The organism is Paracoccus saliphilus (genome assembly GCF_028553805.1).
GTDB classification, from domain to species: Bacteria; Pseudomonadota; Alphaproteobacteria; order Rhodobacterales; family Rhodobacteraceae; genus Paracoccus; species Paracoccus saliphilus.
The window spans coordinates 2,648,650-2,667,580 of the sequence record NZ_CP067140.1; the positions used below are offsets into that span (position 1 = coordinate 2,648,650).

Genomic DNA, 18,931 nt, shown 5'->3' on the forward strand with positions numbered 1-18,931 from the left:
TTATCCTCCCTCAGAGTGTTTTCGCCAAGGCTTCCAACTGGTCGGCGGCCTTGCCCCAACCTTCATGGAATCCCATTTCTTCATGCTCCTTGCGGGCCTCTTCGCTCCAGTGCATGGCGCGGGCGACGTAATGAGTGCGGCCATCTCCTGCATCCTCGAAACTCACTTCCGAGGCCATGAAAGGCCGACCCTGCGGGCGCCAGCCGGGCGCGAAGGCGTCCGTCGTCACCAGCTTGCGTCCATCGACGAGTTCAAGGAAAACGCCCAGATTGGGAAATTTCTCACCGTCCGGGCCGTTCATCACGCAAGAGAACTCGCCGCCCGGCCGAAGGTCCAGCACCGGATCGGTGATGTACCAGGGCTTGGGACAGAACCACTGCTCCAGCAGTTTCGGCTCGGTCCAGCAGCGCCACAAGGCGGCACGCGGAGCCTCCATCATGCGATCGAGAACCAGGTCATTGGTCGTATCAGTCATGTCGTCCTCCCTTTGGACGGGGTGTGAAACAAGAGTGTCAGATAGCGTTTGAGATGATCGACGCTATCGATGGCAACGGCCGGATCGCCCGCCGCCTTGGCCAGGATGAATGCCCCCTGCAGCACCGCCTGCATATGGGCGGCAAGATTGGCAGCGGTCCAATCACCTGCGATTCCCCGCGATTCCATCGCCGCGGCGATATCGGGTTCCAGCGTGGCGGCATGGTCAAAGATCGTCGCCGCACAGGCTTCACGGATCGCGGGATGCGAGGCATAGGCCTCCTGCGTCATCGTGCCGACGAGGCAGGTGAATTCCTCGATCTCGCCGGCGATGATCTCGCGACGGAAATCGACATAGCCCAGCACACGGTCCAACGGGTCCGCATGGTCGTGATAGGACGCCGCGGCAAACAGCGCCCCGGTAGTTTCAGCCCAGTATTCCGCAGCGGCCACCCCCAACGCCTCTTTACTGACGAAATGATGGAAGAAGGCGCCCTTGGTCACCCCTGCCGCACGGCAGAGCTGATCGACGCTGGTCGCGGCGAAACCCTGTGTACGGACGATATCGCGCGCCGCCTCCAGCAGTCTTGTGCGTGCATCGCCACGTTCGGGATTATGTTTGGTCGGTCTTGGCATATCCTATAAATACCAACCAGTCGGTATTTATGTCAACAGAAATCTGCCAACCCGCTCGGGCATCATCCTCGCGGGCAGTTTCAGTCCCCAAACGGCGTCCCAGAGTTCTGGGGCACATTGTTCATCAGTCGCCATGTCTCCTGCTGAACATCCATGCGTCCACTGCGGGCAACGGTATCGAACAAAGAGGATGCCTTGAGGTTCTCGGGCAGGTTTCGCTCAATGTAATCGTCATTCCTTGGCAGAACCCACAACGACCGTCCCCGTTCGATCTGCAACCGGCTGAAACGGAAATCGACGAATCCTTCGCTGCCGGCCAGATCGGCAATCGTTGGCATGTGCCGCCCAAGCATGCAGGCCGTTCCGGTACCAAGATTGGTCACCCCGATAATCCCGGCGCAGGCCTTGAAAAACAGAAAATTGCGCCAGCCATATGTGTTCAGACGTTTCTTGTAGACCCAGGCATTGCCCTGATAGCCGACGATATTGCCGTTCAACCCGACCCGTCCCGCCAGAGCCAGGGTGTTCGCTACATAATCTGACGGATAGAGGATATCGTCATCGACCGTGAAGACGATATCGTCCCGCCCGGCCTCGAAGGCGAATTTCCCCAGATCCTTCAGATCACGATCCGGGATCATCGCTTCGACATTGCCGAATTGGCCAAGTTCTGCCGGAATCTCGTTATATTCGTTCAGGCAAATGAACATCCTGTCGACCTGCGGCGCGATACGCTGGATCACCGCCATCATGATTTCCCGCCTCGGAGGGAAAGTCGCCATATGCGCCCGGATCATGGCTTCGCCCCTGATGCCGAAGAACTGCCCAGGCCGATCCGGTCCAGCTCCGCCTCGATCCCCGACAGCGGAGCCCCCCTGACCTCGGCCAAAAGCGCATCAAAACGCGCCCGCAGCTTGTCCTTCTCGTCTCCCCTGCAATCGTTCCAGGGACGGCCCTGCAACCCCATATGCAGCACGTAATATCCGATGAAATGCGGTCTCTCGCCCGCTATCAGCAGGCGGCGATAGGCCTCATGCGCGCCGATTTCGCGCAACGCCGCCGAATCGGGAATACCCGCGGCGATCAGCGCCCGCGCCGTCGCCGGCCCGATATTGGGGATATCCGTCAGGTCACTCATGACTCATACCTTTCCAAAAGCCACGCTTTCCTGTATCAGCGCGGGGATTCCTAGGACAACACAGCATGACTGACCAAGCCAGCAAAACCGCCCCGGCGGCCAAGAAACTCTTCATCAAGACCTATGGCTGCCAGATGAACGTCTATGACAGCCAGCGCATGGCCGAGGCCATGAGCGCCGAGGGTTATGAGCTGACCGAAGATCAGGCACAGGCTGACATGGTCCTGCTGAACACCTGCCATATCCGGGAAAAGGCGGCAGAGAAGCTGTATTCCGACCTGGGTCGGCTCAAGCCGCTCAAGGCCGAAAACCCCGATCTGAAGATCGGCGTGGCGGGCTGCGTGGCGCAGGCCGAGGGCGAAGAGATCGTCCGCCGGATGCCGCTGGTCGATCTGGTCGTGGGGCCGCAGACCTATCACCGCCTGCCCGAAATGCTGCGCGGCGAGGCGCCGAAGATCCTCACCGACTTCCCCGAAGAGGACAAGTTCGACCACCTGCCGCAGCGCCGCGCCACGCGGCGCGCGCCCGCAGCCTTCCTGACCGTGCAGGAAGGCTGCGACAAGTTCTGCGCCTTCTGCGTCGTCCCCTATACCCGCGGTGCCGAGGTCAGCCGCCCGGTAGAGCGCATCCTGCGCGAGGCCCGCGACCTGGTCGAGCGTGGCGTGCGCGAGATCACCCTGCTCGGCCAGAACGTCAATGGCTGGCATGGCGCGGGCGAGGACGGCCGCGAATGGGGCTTTGGCCGACTGATCCGCGCCCTGGGCGAGATCGAGGGGCTGGACCGTATCCGCTACACCACCAGCCATCCCAATGACATGGCCGATGACCTGATCGCAGCGCATCGCGACGTGCCGCAATTGATGCCCTATCTGCATCTGCCGGTGCAGTCGGGCAGCGACAGGATCCTGAAGGCGATGAACCGCAAGCATACGGCCACGCAATATCTGCGCCTGATCGACCGCATCCGCGAGGCCCGGCCCGATATCATGCTGACCAGCGATTTCATCGTCGGCTTCCCCGGCGAAACCGATCAGGACCACGCCGATACGCTGCGCCTGATCGAAAAGGTCGGCTTCGGGACAGCGTTCAGCTTCAAATATTCTCCCCGCCCCGGCACCCCGGCCTATGAGCGCGCCGAAGTCGACACTGCCGTCGCAGATGCCCGGCTACAGGAATTGCAGGCCCTGCTAACGCGTCAGCAAAAGGCGACGCAGGAAAGCATGGTCGGACGCAGCCTTGGCGTGCTGTTTGAGAAACCGGGCCGGATCGACGGCCAGATGGTCGGCAAATCGGATTACCTGCATTCGGTCTTTGTGGATGCCCCCGACGCGCAGATCGGGGACCTCGTGCCAGTGCGTATTGTCGAGAGTGCGCGCAACTCGCTGCGAGGTGAACTGGCGGCGTGATCGCGTCCCGCGATGGCTGGGGCGCTGCCCCAGACCCCGGGATATTTGCATGAAGAAGAAGGGGCGCGTGCCGCATCGAGTGTGCGGGCCCGATCGGCGCGATCTATAGTGCTGCATGGCCAAATTGGGAACGCGATGCATCTTCTCCGGGGTCGTGATCTCCGCCCAGCTTGCCGCATCGTCCCACGGAGACGGTGTTGGCGTTCATGCGACCCGCGCCCATCGACATGGGTTTCCGATCAATGCGCCTCGGCCCAGTTCATCCCGATACCCGCATCGACAACCAGTGGCACAGCCAGTTTCACCACCGGTTCGGCGGCGACCTCCATCACTTGCCGCGCCGCCGCGATCAGTTCCTCGGTCGCCCCTTCCTCGACCTCGAAGACCAGTTCGTCATGGACCTGCAGCAGCATCCTTGCCGGCAAATCCCGAATCGCCTCGGGCATGCGGATCATCGCCCGGCGGATGATATCGGCGGCGGCCCCCTGGATCGGCGCATTGATCGCCGCCCGGCGCGCACCGCCCGCAGCCGGGCCCGACTGGTTGATGCCGGGTGTGTTGATGCGCCGCCCGAACAGGGTCCGCACGTAACCGGCCTCTTTCGCGTCGGCCACGGTCTTGTCCATATAGGCGCGGATCTCGGGGAAACGTTCGAAATAGGTGTTGATGAAGGCCTGCGCCTCGGATCGCGGAATGCGCAGGTTGCGCGACAGACCATAGCCCGAGATCCCGTAGATGACGCCGAAATTGATCGCCTTGGCCTGGCGGCGGATCATCGGGTCCATCCCCTCGACCGGCACGCCGAACATCTGGCTGGCCGTCATCGCGTGAATGTCGATACCGTCCCTGAACGCCTGTTTCAGCGCCGGGATATCCGCGACATGCGCCAAAATCCGCAGCTCGATCTGGCTGTAGTCGAGACTGACCAGGCGATGTCCCGGAGTCGCCACGAAAGCCTCGCGGATACGGCGGCCCTCTTCGCTGCGCACGGGGATATTCTGCAGGTTCGGATCGGTCGAGGCCAAACGCCCGGTCTGCGCCCCGGCGATGGAATAGCTGGTATGGACGCGCCCCGTTTCCGGGTTCACATGGCTTTGCAGCGCGTCGGTATAGGTCGATTTCAACTTGGAGACCTGCCGCCAGTCAAGGATTCGCGCGGGCAGGTCATGGCCTTCGGCGGCCAGGTCCTCGAGCACATCGGCGCTGGTCGAATAGGCGCCGGTCTTGCCCTGCTTGCCGCCCGCCAGCCCCATCTTGTCGAACAGGATCTCGCCCAGTTGCTTGGGGCTGCCAACGTTGAACTTCTCGCCCGCGAGTTCGTGGATCTCGTCCTCGAGCTGCGCCATCTTCTGCGCGAAGGCGTTCGACATGCGTTTCAGCGTCTCGCCATCGACGCGAATCCCGGCCATCTCCATATCGGCAAGGACCGGCACCATGGGGCGCTCCAGCGTCTCGTAAACCGTGGTCACCCGCTCGGCATGCAGCACCGGGGCGAAATGCTGCCATAACCGCAAGGTCACCTCGGCATCTTCGGCGGCATAGGGGGTGGCCTTGTCGATGGCGACCTGCGCGAAACCGATCTGCGATTTGCCCGAGCCGATCAACTCTTTGATCGGGATGCATTTATGGCCGAGGTAACGCTCGGCCAGTTCGTCCATGCCGTGGTTATGGGTGCCCGCGTTCAGCGCATAGGACATCAGCATCGTATCGGCGATGGGGGTCATGCGGATGCCGTGGCGGGCGAAGATCTTCCAGTCATACTTGACGTTCTGCCCGATCTTGAGGATCGCCGGATCCTCAAGAACCGGTTTCAGCGCCTCCAGCACCTCGGAGGCATCCATCTGCCCCGCCACCCGTCCGGTTGCGCCGAACAGGTCGCCATCCCCCTCGACATGGCCCACCGGGATATAGCAGGCGCGGCCCGCACGGATCGAGAGCGACACGCCGACCAGCTCCGCCTGCATCTCGTCCAGCCCGGTGGTCTCGGTGTCGATGGCCACATGCCCGGCGAGGGCGATTTCCGCAATCCAGCGATCCAGCGCCTCACGGTCGCTCACGCGTTCATAGCCGTCCGCCCCCATCGCGGGCAGTTCCGGCGCGGCGGCGGTCTCGGCAGGCGGGGCGGACACTACGGCGGGCGCCTCGGCCCCCAGCTTTTCGGCCACCCGCGCCGTCAAGGTCCGAAACTCCATCTGCGCCAGGAATTCCAGCAAGGCATCGGCCTGCGGGTCGCGGACCTCCAGGCTTTCCAGCGTGAAGTCCAGCGGCGTATCGCAATCAAGCTGCACCAGCCGCTTCGAGATCCGAATCTGTTCAGCATGGTCGATCAGCGTCTGACGACGCTTGGGCTGCTTGATCTCTTCGGCACGCGACAGCAGCGATTCGAGATCGCCGAACTCGTTGATCAGCAGGGCGGCGGTCTTGATCCCGATCCCCGGAGCGCCCGGCACGTTATCGACCGAATCGCCGGCCAGCGCCTGAACATCGACAACCCGGTCAGGCCCGACGCCGAATTTCTCGGCCACCTCGTCCGGCCCGATCTCCTTGCCCTTGATCGGGTCCAGCATGTTCACGCCCTGCCCCACCAATTGCATCAGATCCTTGTCGCTGCTGATGATCGTGACGGCCCCACCGGCATCGCGCGCCTTGCAGGACAGCGCGGCGATGATGTCGTCGGCCTCGAATCCCTCGGTCTCGATACAGGCGATGTTGAATGCGCGCGTGGCCTCGCGGGTCAGGGGGAATTGCGGGCGCAGATCCTCGGGCAGTTCGGGGCGGTTGGCCTTGTATTCGGGGTAAATCTCGTTGCGGAAGGTCTTGGAGGAATGGTCGAAGATCACCGCCACATGGGTCGGCGCATCGCTGCCATTCTGATCGCTGACATATTTCCACAGCATGTTGCAGAAACCCGCGACCGCCCCAATCGGTATGCCGTCGGATTTCCGGGTCAGCGGCGGCAAGGCGTGATAGGCGCGGAAAATGAAGGCCGAGCCGTCGATCAGATGGAGATGGCATCCCTTGCCAAAGCCCTGCGAATCCGAAGTCATGGAAAGGTCCTTTCACACTGTCGGACCTGTTTTGGCAGAAAGCCGCGCCGGGGGCAAAGGGAAGCGATGGTCCGTGGTGGAAGCAGGCGCGGCGCGGGCATCCGCCCATTCGCGCCCCTCGTCAAAAGAGGGCGTCAAGCTAGCCCATGCCAGAGCGGAGCCGGTGGAACCTGTGGCTAGTGATCGTCCGCCGCCTGTTCGCTGTCGAGCACGAAACGCTTGTCGCAATAGCCGCAATCGACGAAACCCGTCTCTGGCGGAATCGCCAGCCAGACACGCGGATGGCCCAGCCCCCCGTCGTCACTGCCGTCACAGGCGATACGCCGGGTGGTCACGGTAACGGTCTCGGGCGCGGGGATGCGCAGTTCCGGAGCGGTCGCTTTCTCTGGCGTAACGGGTTCGGTCATGGCTGGCCTTCTTGTCGCGGCGGGCAGGTTCTGTTCTAACCCACATATCGCAGCACCGCCTGCTTTCGCAAGCTCTGCAAGGACCAGCTTTATGTCGAATGCCATCGAAATCTCCGGCCTGCGCAAGATCTATGCCGCGCAGGGCAATGCCCCCGCGAAAGAGGCGCTGAAAGGGGTCGATCTGAACATCCCCTCGGGCAGCATATTCGGGCTGCTTGGGCCGAATGGTGCGGGGAAATCTACCATGATCAACATCCTCGCCGGCCTGGTGAACAAGACCGAGGGGCGCGTGGTGATCTGGGGTTTCGACCAGGATGTGAACCCGCGTCAGTCCCGCGCCGCTATCGGGGTCATGCCTCAGGAACTGAACATGGACCCGTATTTCACCCCCCGCGCCAGTCTCGAGGTGCAGGCGGGACTGTATGGCGTGCCGAAAGCCGACCGCTGGACCGACGGGCTGCTGGAACTGGTCGGGCTGACCGATCAGGCCGAGGCCTATGCCCGCAACCTGTCGGGCGGGATGCGGCGGCGGCTCCTGCTGGCCAAGGCGCTGGTCCATCGCCCGCAGATCCTGGTGCTGGACGAACCGACCGCGGGCGTCGACATCACCCTGCGCGAGATGCTGTGGAACAATGTCCGCAAGCTGAACGAACAGGGCATGACCATCATCCTGACCACTCATTACCTCGAAGAGGCCGAGGAAATGTGCGACGAGATTGCCATCATCAATCATGGCCAACTGGTGGTGCGGCAGGGAACCCGCGAATTGCTGAGCCGCGCCGATGGCAAGACGCTGGTCATCGATACCGGCGAACCTGTCGACCTGCCCGCCCTGCCCGACGGCGCCACCCCCGAATGGCGCCCGGACGGACGGCTGGCGATCAGCTATCCGCCCTCCCGCATCCGCGCCGATCAGTTGCTGGATGCATTGCGCAGCGCCAATGTGCCGATCATCGATGTCGCCAGCGAACAGCCCGATCTCGAGGATGTCTTCGTCGAGCTGACCCGCGGCTGACGCGAATCACTCAGTCGCGCAGACTGACCATCGGGCCCATCATCCGCCCGCCCATGATATGGACGTGGAAATGCGGCACTTCCTGCACACCGTCGGGTCCGGCATTGGTGATCGCACGGAAACCCTGCCCGCCACTCTCCAGCCCGACTCCCTCCTTCGCGACCACCTCGGCGCAAAGCCGCATGAATCCCGCGATCTCATCGGCCAGGGCATTGGCCGCGAAATCGTCGAAACTGACATACCGGCCCTTGGGAATCACCAGAACATGGCTGGGCGATTTCGGGGCGATATCCCGAAACGCCAAGGCATGTTCGTTCTCGGCTACGGTGTCATTGGGGATCTCGCCGCGCAGGATGCGAGCGAAGATATTCTGATCGTCATAGTCGAAACCCATGGCGCTTTCCCTGCCTAGTCTGCGAAAAGATGTTCAGTTCCGGCGAGATCCTGCGCGATTTCTGGCGAGACGTCCAGAAAACGCTCGAGGCTCACCGCATTCTGATCGAGCGGCTGCCCATCCGCGATGACCTGGAACCGCTCGAAATTCATGTCGCGCAATCTCTCGGCCTCCTGATCCAGATCGGCCCGGACCACGGGCAACAACCGTTCGACGACATCCGCCGGGGTGGTCGCCCCGGTCAATCCGATTCGTCCCATATGGCCGCGCAGATAGTCGTCGTCGAATTCGTTGTCGATGAACAGGATCCGGGTCTCGGCCTTGTCACCGACGAAATCGGTGATCAGCGAGAGCGCCGAGGGATCGATGCACAACACCATCTGGCGGCTTTCATATTCGTCGAACAACAGACGCAGCAATGCGCGCCGATGGCGTTGCCGCTTCGTCAGGCTGGAAGCAACGCCGCCCAGCCAGGGCAGGTTGGCCTCCTGTTCGTCGAACACGTAATCCAGCGCGGGAATCGTCGTCAGTTCCCGGATTCTCGCCGTAAGCCTCTTGGCGATATGCCATTTCTTGGCAACGATCAGGTGAACCATCTGGTTGCGGCCCAGACTGCCCTCGCTTTCCCAGAAACGCGGCGCGAATCGGCGACCGATCCTGCCGCGCCCGGTCAGGAAACGGAAAAGCCGCGGCCCCTCGTCAGAGATGACGAATTCCTGTCCGTTGGCCTGCCACAGCGCCCCAAGCCTTTCCCGCAACTCCAGTGCCTCGGCGCTGATCTTGCGTGCGAAAAGGTAGTCCTGGCGCAACAACAAATCATAGTGATCGTTGTAGAAAGTGGCGGGCATTCCGTAATCGGTGAACATCAGGAATGTCAGTGTCCTCCGATGGATCTCGGTCTTCGGCACGAGATGCGCGACCAGTGTCTGAAAGAAGGTCTCGTCGGGAATCCATGTCGTCGCGAAGAATCGCATCACGTCGCGCCGTTCCCGGCAGAAATTCAGCAGGTTCTGGATCGTCTGGCGGCGCAGGCACCACCATTGCGAGCCGATCATGACCTGCAGATCCGAGGGGATATTCCGCCGGATCCTGAACCGCCTTTGCAGGTCGAGACTGGTGTAGAACAGCCATTTATTCTTACGTTCGTTGAAGAAATGCCGATAGACCAGGCGCTCTTCCTTGATGCCGGTCTTGATCCAGTCACTTTCGAAAAAGTCAAAACTTTCAATGAAGTCGCCATCATGCCGCGCCAGGAAATCATGCGCGTACTCCCCGGATTTGACCGGCATGCAATCACCCGACAGCATGTAGAAATGCGTGGCCTCGGGGAACGCCTCCACCGCCGCCTCGACGGCAAGCAGCGTCGCCGCGACCAGCGACCACTCCCCCCAACCGCATTTCAGCCGCCGTTTCGCGAAGGTGACACCCGGATCGTCCTTCAGGGCTGTATGGATACGCTCGAAATAGCGCTCCGGAGCGCTTGCGTCGAAATGTATCGACACAAAATCGCCCGTGGCAGTAAGCCGCCGAGCTTGTGCGATGACCCCTTCGGGATCCTTATGAGTCAATAGGATAAAGGCGATACGTGTCATGTAAACGATTCACAGTCTTGCTGTATAAACAGAGTTTGCATTTTTAATGCGTTGAAAATCCCCTCGGGGTTTGCTTTCTGTCTGTAGCAATTTTGAGTACATGGGCAAGCCGGTTGTCGCTAAGCGGTGGAAATCGGCCAACGTTAATAAGAGAGAAGAGAATCACTATGGGGTTTCCCGGCGTTTGGATGACCGAGAGTGGCAGCATGATCTACCGGGTGGTGCCGAAATGCGCCTGCTCGACGATCGGACAGATCATGTTCTACTCGGATCACGGTCGTTTTTTTGATGGCGATATCCACGATTCGACCGATGGTCTGCATAAATGGTCGCAAGACGACAGCCAGAAGGTGATCGAAAGCGCGGTTCTGGGCCATAAGACGCCCACCTTCACCTGTGTCCGCAACCCCTATTCGCGCATCCTGTCCTCGTTCTTCGACAAGATCGCGGGCATTCAGCGCAACGGACGGCGCTATCGCGGCAATCTGGTGCCGCAACTGATCCAGCGCTACGGCATCGATGTCGGCACCCCGGAAAACGGCTTCGAATTCGACCAGATCGCCAGCTTCCGCCGCTTCCTGCTATTCGCGCGGGACACCATCCGCTGGCGCCGACCGATGGACCCGGACATCCATTGGTCTGCGATGTCGGGACATATCGGGACTTTCATCGCCAATGGCGGCCAGTACAATCGCATATTCTTCACCGAGAAATTCAACGAGGGAATGCAGCAGGTTCTGAAAGGCTCGAAAACGCCGAACAGCATCGACCTGAAAGATGTGCCGCGCTTCAACGAATCCGAAGGCCACGGTCCCAAGCGGGCGCATAAGGTCAGCGACTATTTCGACGACCTGTCACGCCATCTGATCTGGGAAATCTACAAGGACGATTTCCAGCTCTTCCGCTATGATTTCGATGATCCCGACAACAAGATGCCGATCGGAGAGGTCGACCTGAACGAAGTTCACGCCAAGCTGGGCCGCTGATCCGAAGATAGGCAAGCTGCGCGCGGAGGGTAGACATAATCTACGTCCTCCCGCCAGCAGCCCCTATTTCATGAAGACATGAAAAAGCGGCGCCTCCTGCCAGAGAGCGCCGCTTCATTTTTTGCCTTGATCAGGCGAGGTGCCGTCTCAGACGGCGCCCTTGATGAACGTCACCGCGTCGCCAACGGTTTGAATCGTCTCTGCGGCGTCATCGGGAATCTCGATGCCGAACTCTTCTTCGAAGGCCATCACCAGTTCCACAGTATCGAGGCTGTCTGCGCCCAGGTCATCGATGAACGAGGCAGACTCGGCCACCTTGTCCTCATCGACGCCCAAATGCTCGACAACGATCTTTTTCACGCGATCAGCGATATCGCTCATGTCATATCCTCATTCTCGCGGGCATCCGCCCAATCTTGTTCCCGGGCGACGGCCCGTGCCAGCACAGGGCGGTTTCCCTGCTGCTAAAGGCGGGGATATAGCACCCAATATCCCTCATGCAACCGCTTTTCCAAGCTTTTTGTCGCCGCGTTGCAGCACGGCCCTTTCGGATCAGACCATTGCCATTCCGCCATTCACATGCAGCGTGGCCCCGGTCACGTAACCGGCCTCGGCGCTGGCCAGGTAAGCGACGGCCCCGGCGATCTCGGTGGGGCTGCCCATGCGACCGACGGGAATTTGCCCCAGGATCTTGCCTTTCTGCTCGTCATTCAGCTTGTCGGTCATCGCCGTCTCGATGAAACCGGGGGCGACGCAGTTCACCGTGATCCCCCGGCTCGCCACCTCGTAGGCAAGGCTTTTCGACATGCCGACCAATCCCGCCTTGGCCGCGGCATAATTGCCCTGCCCCGGATTTCCCGTCGCGCCAACGACCGAGGTGATATTCACGATCCGCCCCCAACGCGCCTTCATCATCCCGCGCAGCACCGCCCGGGACAGTTGAAACACGCTGGTCAGGTTGACGTCCAGGACCTGGCTCCATTCCTCGTCGGACATCCGCATGAACAGGTTGTCCCGCGTGATCCCGGCATTGTTGACCAGGATATCCACCGATCCCATCGCATCCGCCGCCGCCTTGGGCAGCGCGGCGACAGCTTCGGCATCCGCCAGATTCGCTGGCACCACATGCGCCCGCTCCCCCAGCTTCGCGGCCAGTTCCTGCAACGGCGCCTCGCGCGTTCCCGACAGCGCGACCGTAGCCCCCGCCGAATGCAACGCCTCGGCGATCGCGCCGCCGATTCCGCCCGACGCGCCGGTCACCAGCGCGTTCTTTCCCGTCAAATCAAACATGCCCACCTCTTCTTCATTCAAATATCCTCTGGGGGTCCGGGGGGCGAAGCGCCCCCGGAAAATACCCCCGACCTGTCTCACCCCTTCAACGCGGCGATATCCGCCGACACGCCGATATTCTTCACCACCGCCTCGCGCGAAATCCGCTTGATCATGCCCGACAGTGCCTTGCCCGCGCCGATCTCCCAGAACTCGGTCACGCCCGCCTCGACCAGATGTACCACCGATTCGCGCCAGCGGACCGTGCCGGTTACCTGCTCGACCAACAGCCGCCGAATCGCGCCAGGCTCTGTCACCGGCTCGGCGCGGACATTGGCGATCAGCGGCACGGCGGGCGCCTGGATATCCACCCCGGCCAACGCATCCGCCATGACCGCGGCGGCAGGCTGCATCAGCACCGAATGGAACGGAGCTGATACCGGCAGCATCAGCGCCCGCTTCGCCCCCGCCTCCTTCGCGGCAGCGGCGGCACGCTCCACGGCATCCTTGTGACCCGAGATCACCACCTGCGCCGGATCATTGTCATTGGCGGCCTGCACGACCTCGTCGCCCGCCACCTCGCGCGCGATGCGGTCCACCGTCTCGAAATCGAGCCCAAGGATCGCCGCCATCGCGCCCTGCCCGACCGGCACCGCCTCCTGCATGGCCCGCCCGCGCAGGCGCAAGAGCTGCGCCGTATCGGCCAGCGTCAGCGCTCCCGCTGCGCAGAGGGCCGAATATTCGCCCAGGGAATGCCCGGCGACATAGCTGGCGGCGGAAATGTCGATCCCCTCGGTCTCCATCGCCCGGAACGCCGCCATCGAGGCCGCCATCAGCGCCGGCTGCGCGTTCTGCGTCAGCGTCAGCGTCTCGATATCGCCCTCCCAGATCAGCGCCGACAATTTCTCGCCAAGCGCCTCGTCCACCTCGGCGAACACGTCACGCGCCGCCGGATAGGCCTCGGCCAGGTCGCGCCCCATACCCACGGTCTGCGCACCCTGCCCCGGAAACACAAATGCCCGCATCTAAACCCCCAGAAATGTTTTCCTTATACTCCGGCATAGCGCGGGCAAGGCATTGCCGCAACTCGCAGGGCAACCGGAACGCAGCCGATGCAATGAAAAAAGGGGGCCCCGAAGGCCCCCTTTTCCAATTCCGAACAATAAGAACCGATCAGCCGACCAGTTCCAGCCCCGAAAAGAAGAACGCGATTTCCTGCGCGGCAGTTTCCGGCGCATCCGAGCCGTGAACCGAGTTCTCGCCGACCGACAGGGCGAATTCCTTGCGGATCGTGCCCTCGGCAGCATCGGCCGGGTTGGTCGCGCCCATCACTTCGCGGTTCTTGGCAATGGCGCTCTCGCCTTCCAGCACCTGCACCACCACCGGCTCCGAGGCCATGAATTCCACCAATTCGCCATAGAAGGGGCGTTCCTTGTGAACCTCGTAGAACTTGCCGGCCTGCTCGGGCGACAGCTTGATGCGCTTCTGCGCGACGATGCGCAGGCCCGCTTCTTCGAATTTGGCGTTGATCTTGCCGGTCAGATTGCGCTTGGTGGCATCGGGCTTGATGATCGACAGGGTGCGTTCGGTGGACATGGATTTACCTTTATCTGCGGCAGGCCGCGCCCGCCATGAATGAGATCCGCGTCCGGTTATCAGGCTTCTTTCAGACCGGCAAGACTGCGCGCCCGCCAGTCCGGCCACGGCACAAAAAATCGCCGTCCCATTGCGCTTTCGTGAAACCGATACAACATTGAGGTAGTTGATCCGCGTGGCAAGCAAAGGCGGCGCCGACATGCAACCATTCCGCAAGGGCCAGTATCAGGCGAGACTGGCCGAAACGCCCGAGGATATCCGCGCAGCGCAGCGCCTGCGCTGGCTGTGCTTCATTGCCCGCAACGAAGCGGGCGACGGCGGCGACCAGGTCGATAGCGACGCGCTGGATGCGGAATGCCGCCACATGCTGGTCGAGGACATGACAACCGGGCAGCTTCTCTGCTGTTTCCGCTTCCTGCCCCTGTCCGGCGGGTCCGAGATCGCCCGCAGCTATTCGGCCCAGTTCTACAATCTCGACGCATTGGCGGATTTCGACGGTCCGATGGTCGAGATGGGGCGTTTCTGCATCCATCCCGAGGCCCGCGATCCGAATATTCTGCGGATTGCATGGGCGGCCATGACCCGCTTCGTCGACGAGGCCGGGATCGAAATGCTGTTCGGCTGCTCCAGCTTTACCGGCACCGAACCCGAAGAACATGCCGAGGCCTTCGCCATGCTCAAGGAACGCCATCTCGCCCCCCGCCGCTGGCTGCCGCGGGTCAAGGCGCCGAAGGTCTTCCGCTTCGCCCGCGCCCTGCGTCTGCGCAAGCCCGACCCAAAACGGGCGATGGCCACGATGCCGCCGCTCTTGCGCAGCTACCTGGCCATGGGCGGTTGGGTCAGCGATCACGCGGTGGTCGATTCCTCGCTTCGGACAATGCATGTCTTTACCGGTGTCGAGATCCGCGCCATCCCCCCGGCCCGTAAGCGGCTCTTGCGCGCGGTCGCGGGATAGCGGCGCATCGGCGGATTTGCGTCCCGCGATGGCCGGGGCTCTGCCGTCGTCGGCAGGTCTCTCGAACCGGTGGCGCGGCCGGCCGGCGACCCCGGGATATTTTCATGAAGAATAGAAAGCGGGCTCGGGCTGTTGGGCGTGAGTCGGATTCCATCGATGGCCATTTATTCCATGATGGAAACAATAATCCGCATATTTGAAAGATTATGCGCGAAATGGAGTCTGCCTCTACACGTTACTGCGCGAAAATCGCCACCAGAGCCGCGCGATGCTCGCTGCCTGTGTACGCTCTGTGTACAGGTTGTGTACGCCCTGTGCACGGGCTGTGCGACGAGAATCCCAGCATTTGCTGACTGAATCGGGTGCATGTTGCGAGGCTGTGCCGATGCAACGCACGCTGCCGTTGCGTTCCGCCTTCTCGCGCGCCCTCTGCCTATATGCTAGCCCCGCGTCCGGGGCGGACGTGGCCGATAGACCGGCAGCTTCCAGCCCCAGATCAGGCTGCCCGCACGCAGCACCCAAACGATGACGGCGCAGGCAATCAAGGCTTCCCCGCGCTGGAAACCCAGCCAATCCAGCCCCGCCGCCATCAGCGCCCCGCCAAAGGCCGCTGTCAGGTAAAGCTGTCCCTGTTTCAGCACTAGCGGCACTTCATTGCCGACGACATCGCGCATGAGCCCGCCGAACGTACCGGTCACGATGCCCATAATGACAATGATAACAGGGCCATAACCTTCCTCCATCGCCACGCCGACCCCTGCGGCGACGGCCACGGCCAGCGCCACGCTATCCAGCCAGACCAACAGGCGATAGCGGCTCTCGAACAGATGCGCGGTCCAGAAAACCAGCAGGGCAGCCCCGGCTGCGATTAGGATATAGGTTGGCTGTTCGACCCAGAACACCGTCTCGCGCCCAAGGATCAGGTCACGCAAGGTGCCGCCGCCCACCGCCGTCAGCGCCGCCATGAAGATGAACCCCACCGGATCGAGCTGCGCCCGGCTGGCAACCAGCGCCCCGGTCAGCGCGAAAATCAGCACCGCGCCATAGTCGAGCATGACAAGCAGACCCGCAAAGCTCATTTGAACGGCGCCATCCCGGCGCGCGCAAGCTCGTCCGCCCGCTCATTCTCGGCATGACCTGCATGCCCCTTGATCCAGCACCATTCGACCTTGTGCCGCGCCCGGGCCTCGTCCAGCCGCTGCCAGAGTTCGACATTCTTGACCGGCTTCCTGCCGGCCGTGCGCCAGCCATTCTTCTTCCAGCCGTGAATCCATTGGCTGACACCGTTTTTCACATAGGCGCTGTCAGTCGTGATGGTGATTTCGCTTGGCCGCGTCAGCGTCTCCAATGCCGAGATCGCGGCCATCAGCTCCATGCGGTTATTGGTCGTCGCGGCTTCTCCGCCCTGCAATTCCCGCTCTTTCACGATCCGTTCGCCATCCATCGCGCGCAGCAGGACGCCCCAGCCACCGGGGCCGGGATTGCCGCTGCACGCCCCATCCGTCCATGCGAAAAGCCTTGTCACGCCCGGCTCACCGCCAGTTTCAATCCCAGCATCGCGAAGGACGCCGCGAAGATCCGCCTCATCCAGCGCATCGCACGCTCCGACGCCAGCAAGGCGTCACGTCCGCTGGCCGCCAGACCCGCATAGATGACGAACACCCCGAATGTCATCCCGGCAAAACCCAGGCCTAGTTCGAGCAGCGCCCCCAACCCGGCCCCGACGGGCAGGAATTGCGGCAGGAAGGCCATGAAGAACATCGGCAGCTTGGGATTGAGCAGATTAAGCAGGACCCCGCGCCAGACCAGCCGTCCGGCAGGAGTCGGCTCTCCGGCGCCGAATTGCAATCCGCCCGAGCCTTGCAAGGCGCCCCAGGCCATCCAGAGCAGATAGGCGACACCGGCGAATTTCACCGCCTGGAACAACAGGGCACTGGTATGCAGCAATGCCGCCAGCCCGGCCATGGCGACCAGCATATGGATGACCGTGGCGATCGTGCAGCCGAGCGCGGCCCAGAGCCCGGCCCGCATTCCCCCGCCCAATGTCGAGGACAACGTGTAGATCACACCCAGCCCCGGCACGACACAAACGATGAAAGCGGTCAAAAGGTATTCGAAACTCATTGATCCAGCCTCACATATCCGGGTATTGCCTCGACCCGGCGCAACCAGGCATTGATCGCGGGAAAGCGATCCATCTCGAATCCCCCGCGCGTTCCCGCGCTATGGGTATAGGCGTACAAGCACAGATCGGCCAAACTCGCCTCGTCGATAAGCCAATCATGCCCTACAAGCCGCTCCTCCATCACCTGCAGCACTGCATGCCCCCGTTTCAGTAGATCGGCCAAATGTTCTGGCGTGGCATCGGACGCCCGTTCAGGATAACACAGCAGCGCCTGCCGGACCGCGATGACAGGTTCGTGGTTATATTGCTCCCAGAACATCCAGCCAAGCATTTGCGCCCGCTCCACCGGATCGGACGGGATGAGGGACGTCTCCTCACCCAGATACCACAGGATCGCGTCGGACTCTCCCAGCTTTCGCCCATCATCCAGGACCAGTGCAGGTACCTTGCCATAGGGCAACACCCCTTCGGCCTTGGCTCGCGTCAAAGCCTCCGAGCCATTCTCGCAATCGATCACCTCGGCTTCGCGCCCCGTCAGCGCCAGCGCCAGCCGGATCTTGTAGCTATTGCCCGACGAAGGCATCGAATATAGCCGCATCACCGCCCCTTCTTCTTTGTTTCCAGCAGCCCGGGAAAGCTCAGCCGTACAGGCCGGACAGAGGCTGCGCCCTCGTTCACGCCATTTCCCGCAGGACCCGCGGCACCTTGAACTCGACATTCTCCCGCGCCGTCTCGACGATCTCGACGGTCACGTCATACCGGGCGCGAAAAGCGTCGATCACCTCATCGATCAGCACCTCGGGCGCACTGGCCCCCGCCGTCACCCCGACCTGACGAACACCTTCGATCGCGCGCCAGTCGATCTGCTCCGCCCGCATCACCAATTGCGAATATGCGCAGCCCTCTGCCCGCCCGACCTCGACCAGGCGTTTGGAATTGCTGGAATTCTGCGCGCCTATCACCAGCAACGCCTCAATCCGTGGCGCGATCGCCTTGACCGCTGCTTGACGGTTGGTGGTTGCATAGCAGATATCCTCTTTCGCCGGGCCGACAATTTCCGGGAAGCGGGACTGCAAGGCGGCAACGATCGCGGCAGTGTCGTCGACAGACAAGGTTGTCTGCGTGATGAAAGCCAGCCGGGCCGGATCCCGCGGATGCATCCGGGCGACATCATCGACCGTTTCAACCAGGATGACCTCGCCTTCCGGCAGCTGACCCATGGTGCCCAGCACCTCCGGATGGCCGGCATGGCCGATCATGACCAGTTGCAAGCCTTCGGCATGATGGCGCGCCGCCTCCATGTGCACCTTGCTGACCAGCGGACAGGTCGCGTCCACAAAAACCATATCGCGTTGCCTGGCCTCGGTCGGGACCGATTTTGGCACACCATGGGCGGAAAAGATCACCGGTCTGTCATCGGGGCACTCATCCAGTTCCTCGACGAAGACGGCCCCCTTCTCCCGCAATGAATCGACAACATATTTGTTGTGCACGATCTCATGCCGGACATAGACCGGAGCGCCCCATTTCTGCAACGCCATCTCGACGATCTTGATGGCACGGTCCACGCCTGCGCAAAACCCACGTGGCGCGGCAAGAAAGAGCGTCAAAGGCGGTTTTTCATGTTCCATATCCTTGCCCTAACGTGACGACAAAGCATCGTCCAGACACAGCGCGTTTACATCCCCTATATCGATAGCCCGCGGGCATCGCGCCGCCAATCCATAAAATCGCAAGCTTTTTGCATAAATTTTAATAACTTGGAAATTGACCTGGCCTCGAGTCGAGAGCTTCATGACATCGCGTCCTCCGACTACAAGCGCCCATATAATTCCAAGGTTCAACATGTGTCAGCCAAGTTTGTGTTTTCCTGCCCTCTCATGAGCATAGT

Annotated in this window: 21 protein-coding genes; 4 read left to right on the top strand and 17 right to left on the bottom strand. The window is 61.8% G+C overall.

Features of this window, described 5'->3' with window-relative positions:
- Nucleotides 1–10: 10 nt before the first annotated feature.
- From JHX88_RS12725 to JHX88_RS12740, 4 genes are all read right to left on the bottom strand, one after another.
- Entirely contained in the window at nt 11–475 is a 465-nt protein-coding gene (locus JHX88_RS12725; protein WP_076523179.1) for an SRPBCC family protein, read from the bottom strand.
- The gene (locus tag JHX88_RS12730) at nt 472–1,110 is read right to left on the bottom strand and encodes a TetR/AcrR family transcriptional regulator (protein WP_076523181.1); all 639 of its coding nucleotides are present in this window, start codon (nt 1,108–1,110) and stop codon (nt 472–474) included. Before JHX88_RS12730 ends, JHX88_RS12725 begins: the two co-directional genes overlap by 4 nt.
- Nucleotides 1,111–1,190: 80 nt before the next feature.
- Nucleotides 1,191–1,907 carry a hypothetical protein gene (locus JHX88_RS12735; protein WP_141225745.1) on the bottom strand — a complete coding sequence of 239 codons (717 nt, stop codon included), beginning with the start codon at nt 1,905–1,907 and terminating at the stop codon, nt 1,191–1,193.
- The gene (locus tag JHX88_RS12740; protein ID WP_076523184.1) at nt 1,904–2,248 is read right to left on the bottom strand and encodes a TfoX/Sxy family protein; all 345 of its coding nucleotides are present in this window, start codon (nt 2,246–2,248) and stop codon (nt 1,904–1,906) included. The genes JHX88_RS12735 and JHX88_RS12740 overlap by 4 nt, the downstream gene beginning before the upstream one ends.
- Before the next feature lie 65 nt (nt 2,249–2,313).
- Here JHX88_RS12740 and miaB point away from each other — a divergent pair, with 65 nt between their 5' ends.
- Nucleotides 2,314–3,654 (top strand): tRNA (N6-isopentenyl adenosine(37)-C2)-methylthiotransferase MiaB, encoded by a 1,341-nt coding sequence (gene miaB / locus JHX88_RS12745; protein ID WP_076523186.1) that lies wholly within the window; start codon nt 2,314–2,316, stop codon nt 3,652–3,654.
- A gap of 239 nt (nt 3,655–3,893) precedes the next feature.
- Here the strand turns inward: miaB and polA are convergent, their stop codons facing one another.
- Together polA and JHX88_RS12755 are read right to left on the bottom strand one after the other, a co-directional pair.
- Nucleotides 3,894–6,701, bottom strand: coding sequence for a DNA polymerase I (gene polA, locus JHX88_RS12750; RefSeq protein ID WP_076523188.1), 2,808 nt, complete (start codon nt 6,699–6,701; stop codon nt 3,894–3,896).
- A 176-nt stretch (nt 6,702–6,877) separates the two neighbouring features.
- Nucleotides 6,878–7,066: a zinc-finger domain-containing protein gene (locus tag JHX88_RS12755; protein ID WP_076523764.1), complete on the bottom strand. Its 189-nt coding sequence runs from the start codon at nt 7,064–7,066 to the stop codon at nt 6,878–6,880.
- 133 nt (nt 7,067–7,199) lie between these two features.
- On the opposite strand from JHX88_RS12755, the gene JHX88_RS12760 reads away from it, so the two are divergent.
- Nucleotides 7,200–8,123, top strand: coding sequence for an ABC transporter ATP-binding protein (locus JHX88_RS12760; protein ID WP_076523190.1), 924 nt, complete (start codon nt 7,200–7,202; stop codon nt 8,121–8,123).
- 10 nt (nt 8,124–8,133) lie between these two features.
- On the opposite strand, the gene JHX88_RS12765 is transcribed toward JHX88_RS12760, so the two are convergent.
- Both JHX88_RS12765 and JHX88_RS12770 read right to left on the bottom strand, forming a co-directional pair.
- Nucleotides 8,134–8,517: an HIT domain-containing protein gene (locus JHX88_RS12765; RefSeq protein WP_076523192.1), complete on the bottom strand. Its 384-nt coding sequence runs from the start codon at nt 8,515–8,517 to the stop codon at nt 8,134–8,136.
- Nucleotides 8,518–8,531: 14 nt separating this feature from the next.
- Nucleotides 8,532–10,109 (bottom strand): DUF5928 domain-containing protein, encoded by a 1,578-nt coding sequence (locus JHX88_RS12770; RefSeq protein ID WP_076523194.1) that lies wholly within the window; start codon nt 10,107–10,109, stop codon nt 8,532–8,534.
- Nucleotides 10,110–10,276: 167 nt separating this feature from the next.
- Here JHX88_RS12770 and JHX88_RS12775 point away from each other — a divergent pair, with 167 nt between their 5' ends.
- Entirely contained in the window at nt 10,277–11,095 is an 819-nt protein-coding gene (locus JHX88_RS12775; protein ID WP_076523196.1) for a sulfotransferase family protein, read from the top strand.
- 147 nt (nt 11,096–11,242) lie between these two features.
- Here the strand turns inward: JHX88_RS12775 and JHX88_RS12780 are convergent, their stop codons facing one another.
- The 4 genes from JHX88_RS12780 to ndk all read right to left on the bottom strand — a co-directional run bounded on the left by JHX88_RS12780 (nt 11,243) and on the right by ndk (nt 13,960).
- On the bottom strand, nt 11,243–11,476 hold the full coding sequence (locus JHX88_RS12780; protein ID WP_076523198.1) for an acyl carrier protein: 234 nt from the start codon (nt 11,474–11,476) through the stop codon (nt 11,243–11,245).
- Nucleotides 11,477–11,647: 171 nt separating this feature from the next.
- Entirely contained in the window at nt 11,648–12,385 is a 738-nt protein-coding gene (gene fabG / locus JHX88_RS12785; RefSeq protein ID WP_076523766.1) for a 3-oxoacyl-ACP reductase FabG, read from the bottom strand.
- Between the two features lie 77 nt (nt 12,386–12,462).
- On the bottom strand, nt 12,463–13,389 hold the full coding sequence (gene fabD, locus JHX88_RS12790; protein ID WP_076523200.1) for an ACP S-malonyltransferase: 927 nt from the start codon (nt 13,387–13,389) through the stop codon (nt 12,463–12,465).
- A 148-nt stretch (nt 13,390–13,537) separates the two neighbouring features.
- The gene (ndk, locus tag JHX88_RS12795; RefSeq protein ID WP_076523202.1) at nt 13,538–13,960 is read right to left on the bottom strand and encodes a nucleoside-diphosphate kinase; all 423 of its coding nucleotides are present in this window, start codon (nt 13,958–13,960) and stop codon (nt 13,538–13,540) included.
- 199 nt (nt 13,961–14,159) lie between these two features.
- Here ndk and JHX88_RS12800 point away from each other — a divergent pair, with 199 nt between their 5' ends.
- On the top strand, nt 14,160–14,915 hold the full coding sequence (locus JHX88_RS12800) for a GNAT family N-acetyltransferase (protein WP_076523768.1): 756 nt from the start codon (nt 14,160–14,162) through the stop codon (nt 14,913–14,915).
- A 440-nt stretch (nt 14,916–15,355) separates the two neighbouring features.
- Here the strand turns inward: JHX88_RS12800 and JHX88_RS12805 are convergent, their stop codons facing one another.
- The 5 genes from JHX88_RS12805 to ispH form a co-directional block, all read right to left on the bottom strand.
- Nucleotides 15,356–15,994, bottom strand: coding sequence for a trimeric intracellular cation channel family protein (locus JHX88_RS12805; protein ID WP_076523203.1), 639 nt, complete (start codon nt 15,992–15,994; stop codon nt 15,356–15,358).
- Complete coding sequence (gene rnhA / locus JHX88_RS12810; protein ID WP_076523206.1) at nt 15,991–16,440, bottom strand: ribonuclease HI; 450 nt, start codon at nt 16,438–16,440, stop codon at nt 15,991–15,993. Before rnhA ends, JHX88_RS12805 begins: the two co-directional genes overlap by 4 nt.
- Nucleotides 16,437–17,039, bottom strand: coding sequence for a LysE family translocator (locus JHX88_RS12815; RefSeq protein WP_076523208.1), 603 nt, complete (start codon nt 17,037–17,039; stop codon nt 16,437–16,439). Before JHX88_RS12815 ends, rnhA begins: the two co-directional genes overlap by 4 nt.
- Complete coding sequence (locus JHX88_RS12820; protein ID WP_076523210.1) at nt 17,036–17,638, bottom strand: glutathione S-transferase family protein; 603 nt, start codon at nt 17,636–17,638, stop codon at nt 17,036–17,038. Before JHX88_RS12820 ends, JHX88_RS12815 begins: the two co-directional genes overlap by 4 nt.
- A 76-nt stretch (nt 17,639–17,714) precedes the next feature.
- Entirely contained in the window at nt 17,715–18,671 is a 957-nt protein-coding gene (gene ispH, locus JHX88_RS12825; RefSeq protein WP_076523212.1) for a 4-hydroxy-3-methylbut-2-enyl diphosphate reductase, read from the bottom strand.
- Nucleotides 18,672–18,931: the final 260 nt, after the last annotated feature.

Excerpts from the sequence above, each read along its gene's own strand:
- ispH (WP_076523212.1), bottom strand. The coding sequence starts at position 18,671 with ATGGAACATGAAAAACCGCCTTTGACGCTCTTTCTTGCCGCGCCACGT.
- JHX88_RS12815 (WP_076523208.1), bottom strand. The coding sequence starts at position 17,039 with ATGAGTTTCGAATACCTTTTGACCGCTTTCATCGTTTGTGTCGTGCCG.
- fabG (WP_076523766.1), bottom strand. The coding sequence starts at position 12,385 with ATGTTTGATTTGACGGGAAAGAACGCGCTGGTGACCGGCGCGTCGGGC.
- ndk (WP_076523202.1), bottom strand. The coding sequence starts at position 13,960 with ATGTCCACCGAACGCACCCTGTCGATCATCAAGCCCGATGCCACCAAG.
- JHX88_RS12765 (WP_076523192.1), bottom strand. The coding sequence starts at position 8,517 with ATGGGTTTCGACTATGACGATCAGAATATCTTCGCTCGCATCCTGCGC.
- JHX88_RS12820 (WP_076523210.1), bottom strand. The coding sequence starts at position 17,638 with ATGCGGCTATATTCGATGCCTTCGTCGGGCAATAGCTACAAGATCCGG.
- JHX88_RS12805 (WP_076523203.1), bottom strand. The coding sequence starts at position 15,994 with ATGAGCTTTGCGGGTCTGCTTGTCATGCTCGACTATGGCGCGGTGCTG.
- JHX88_RS12735 (WP_141225745.1), bottom strand. The coding sequence starts at position 1,907 with ATGATCCGGGCGCATATGGCGACTTTCCCTCCGAGGCGGGAAATCATG.
- JHX88_RS12730 (WP_076523181.1), bottom strand. The coding sequence starts at position 1,110 with ATGCCAAGACCGACCAAACATAATCCCGAACGTGGCGATGCACGCACA.
- JHX88_RS12800 (WP_076523768.1), top strand. The coding sequence starts at position 14,160 with ATGCAACCATTCCGCAAGGGCCAGTATCAGGCGAGACTGGCCGAAACG.
- miaB (WP_076523186.1), top strand. The coding sequence starts at position 2,314 with ATGACTGACCAAGCCAGCAAAACCGCCCCGGCGGCCAAGAAACTCTTC.
- polA (WP_076523188.1), bottom strand. The coding sequence starts at position 6,701 with ATGACTTCGGATTCGCAGGGCTTTGGCAAGGGATGCCATCTCCATCTG.
- JHX88_RS12775 (WP_076523196.1), top strand. The coding sequence starts at position 10,277 with ATGGGGTTTCCCGGCGTTTGGATGACCGAGAGTGGCAGCATGATCTAC.
- JHX88_RS12780 (WP_076523198.1), bottom strand. The coding sequence starts at position 11,476 with ATGAGCGATATCGCTGATCGCGTGAAAAAGATCGTTGTCGAGCATTTG.
- fabD (WP_076523200.1), bottom strand. The coding sequence starts at position 13,389 with ATGCGGGCATTTGTGTTTCCGGGGCAGGGTGCGCAGACCGTGGGTATG.
- JHX88_RS12725 (WP_076523179.1), bottom strand. The coding sequence starts at position 475 with ATGACTGATACGACCAATGACCTGGTTCTCGATCGCATGATGGAGGCT.
- JHX88_RS12770 (WP_076523194.1), bottom strand. The coding sequence starts at position 10,109 with ATGACACGTATCGCCTTTATCCTATTGACTCATAAGGATCCCGAAGGG.
- JHX88_RS12760 (WP_076523190.1), top strand. The coding sequence starts at position 7,200 with ATGTCGAATGCCATCGAAATCTCCGGCCTGCGCAAGATCTATGCCGCG.
- JHX88_RS12740 (WP_076523184.1), bottom strand. The coding sequence starts at position 2,248 with ATGAGTGACCTGACGGATATCCCCAATATCGGGCCGGCGACGGCGCGG.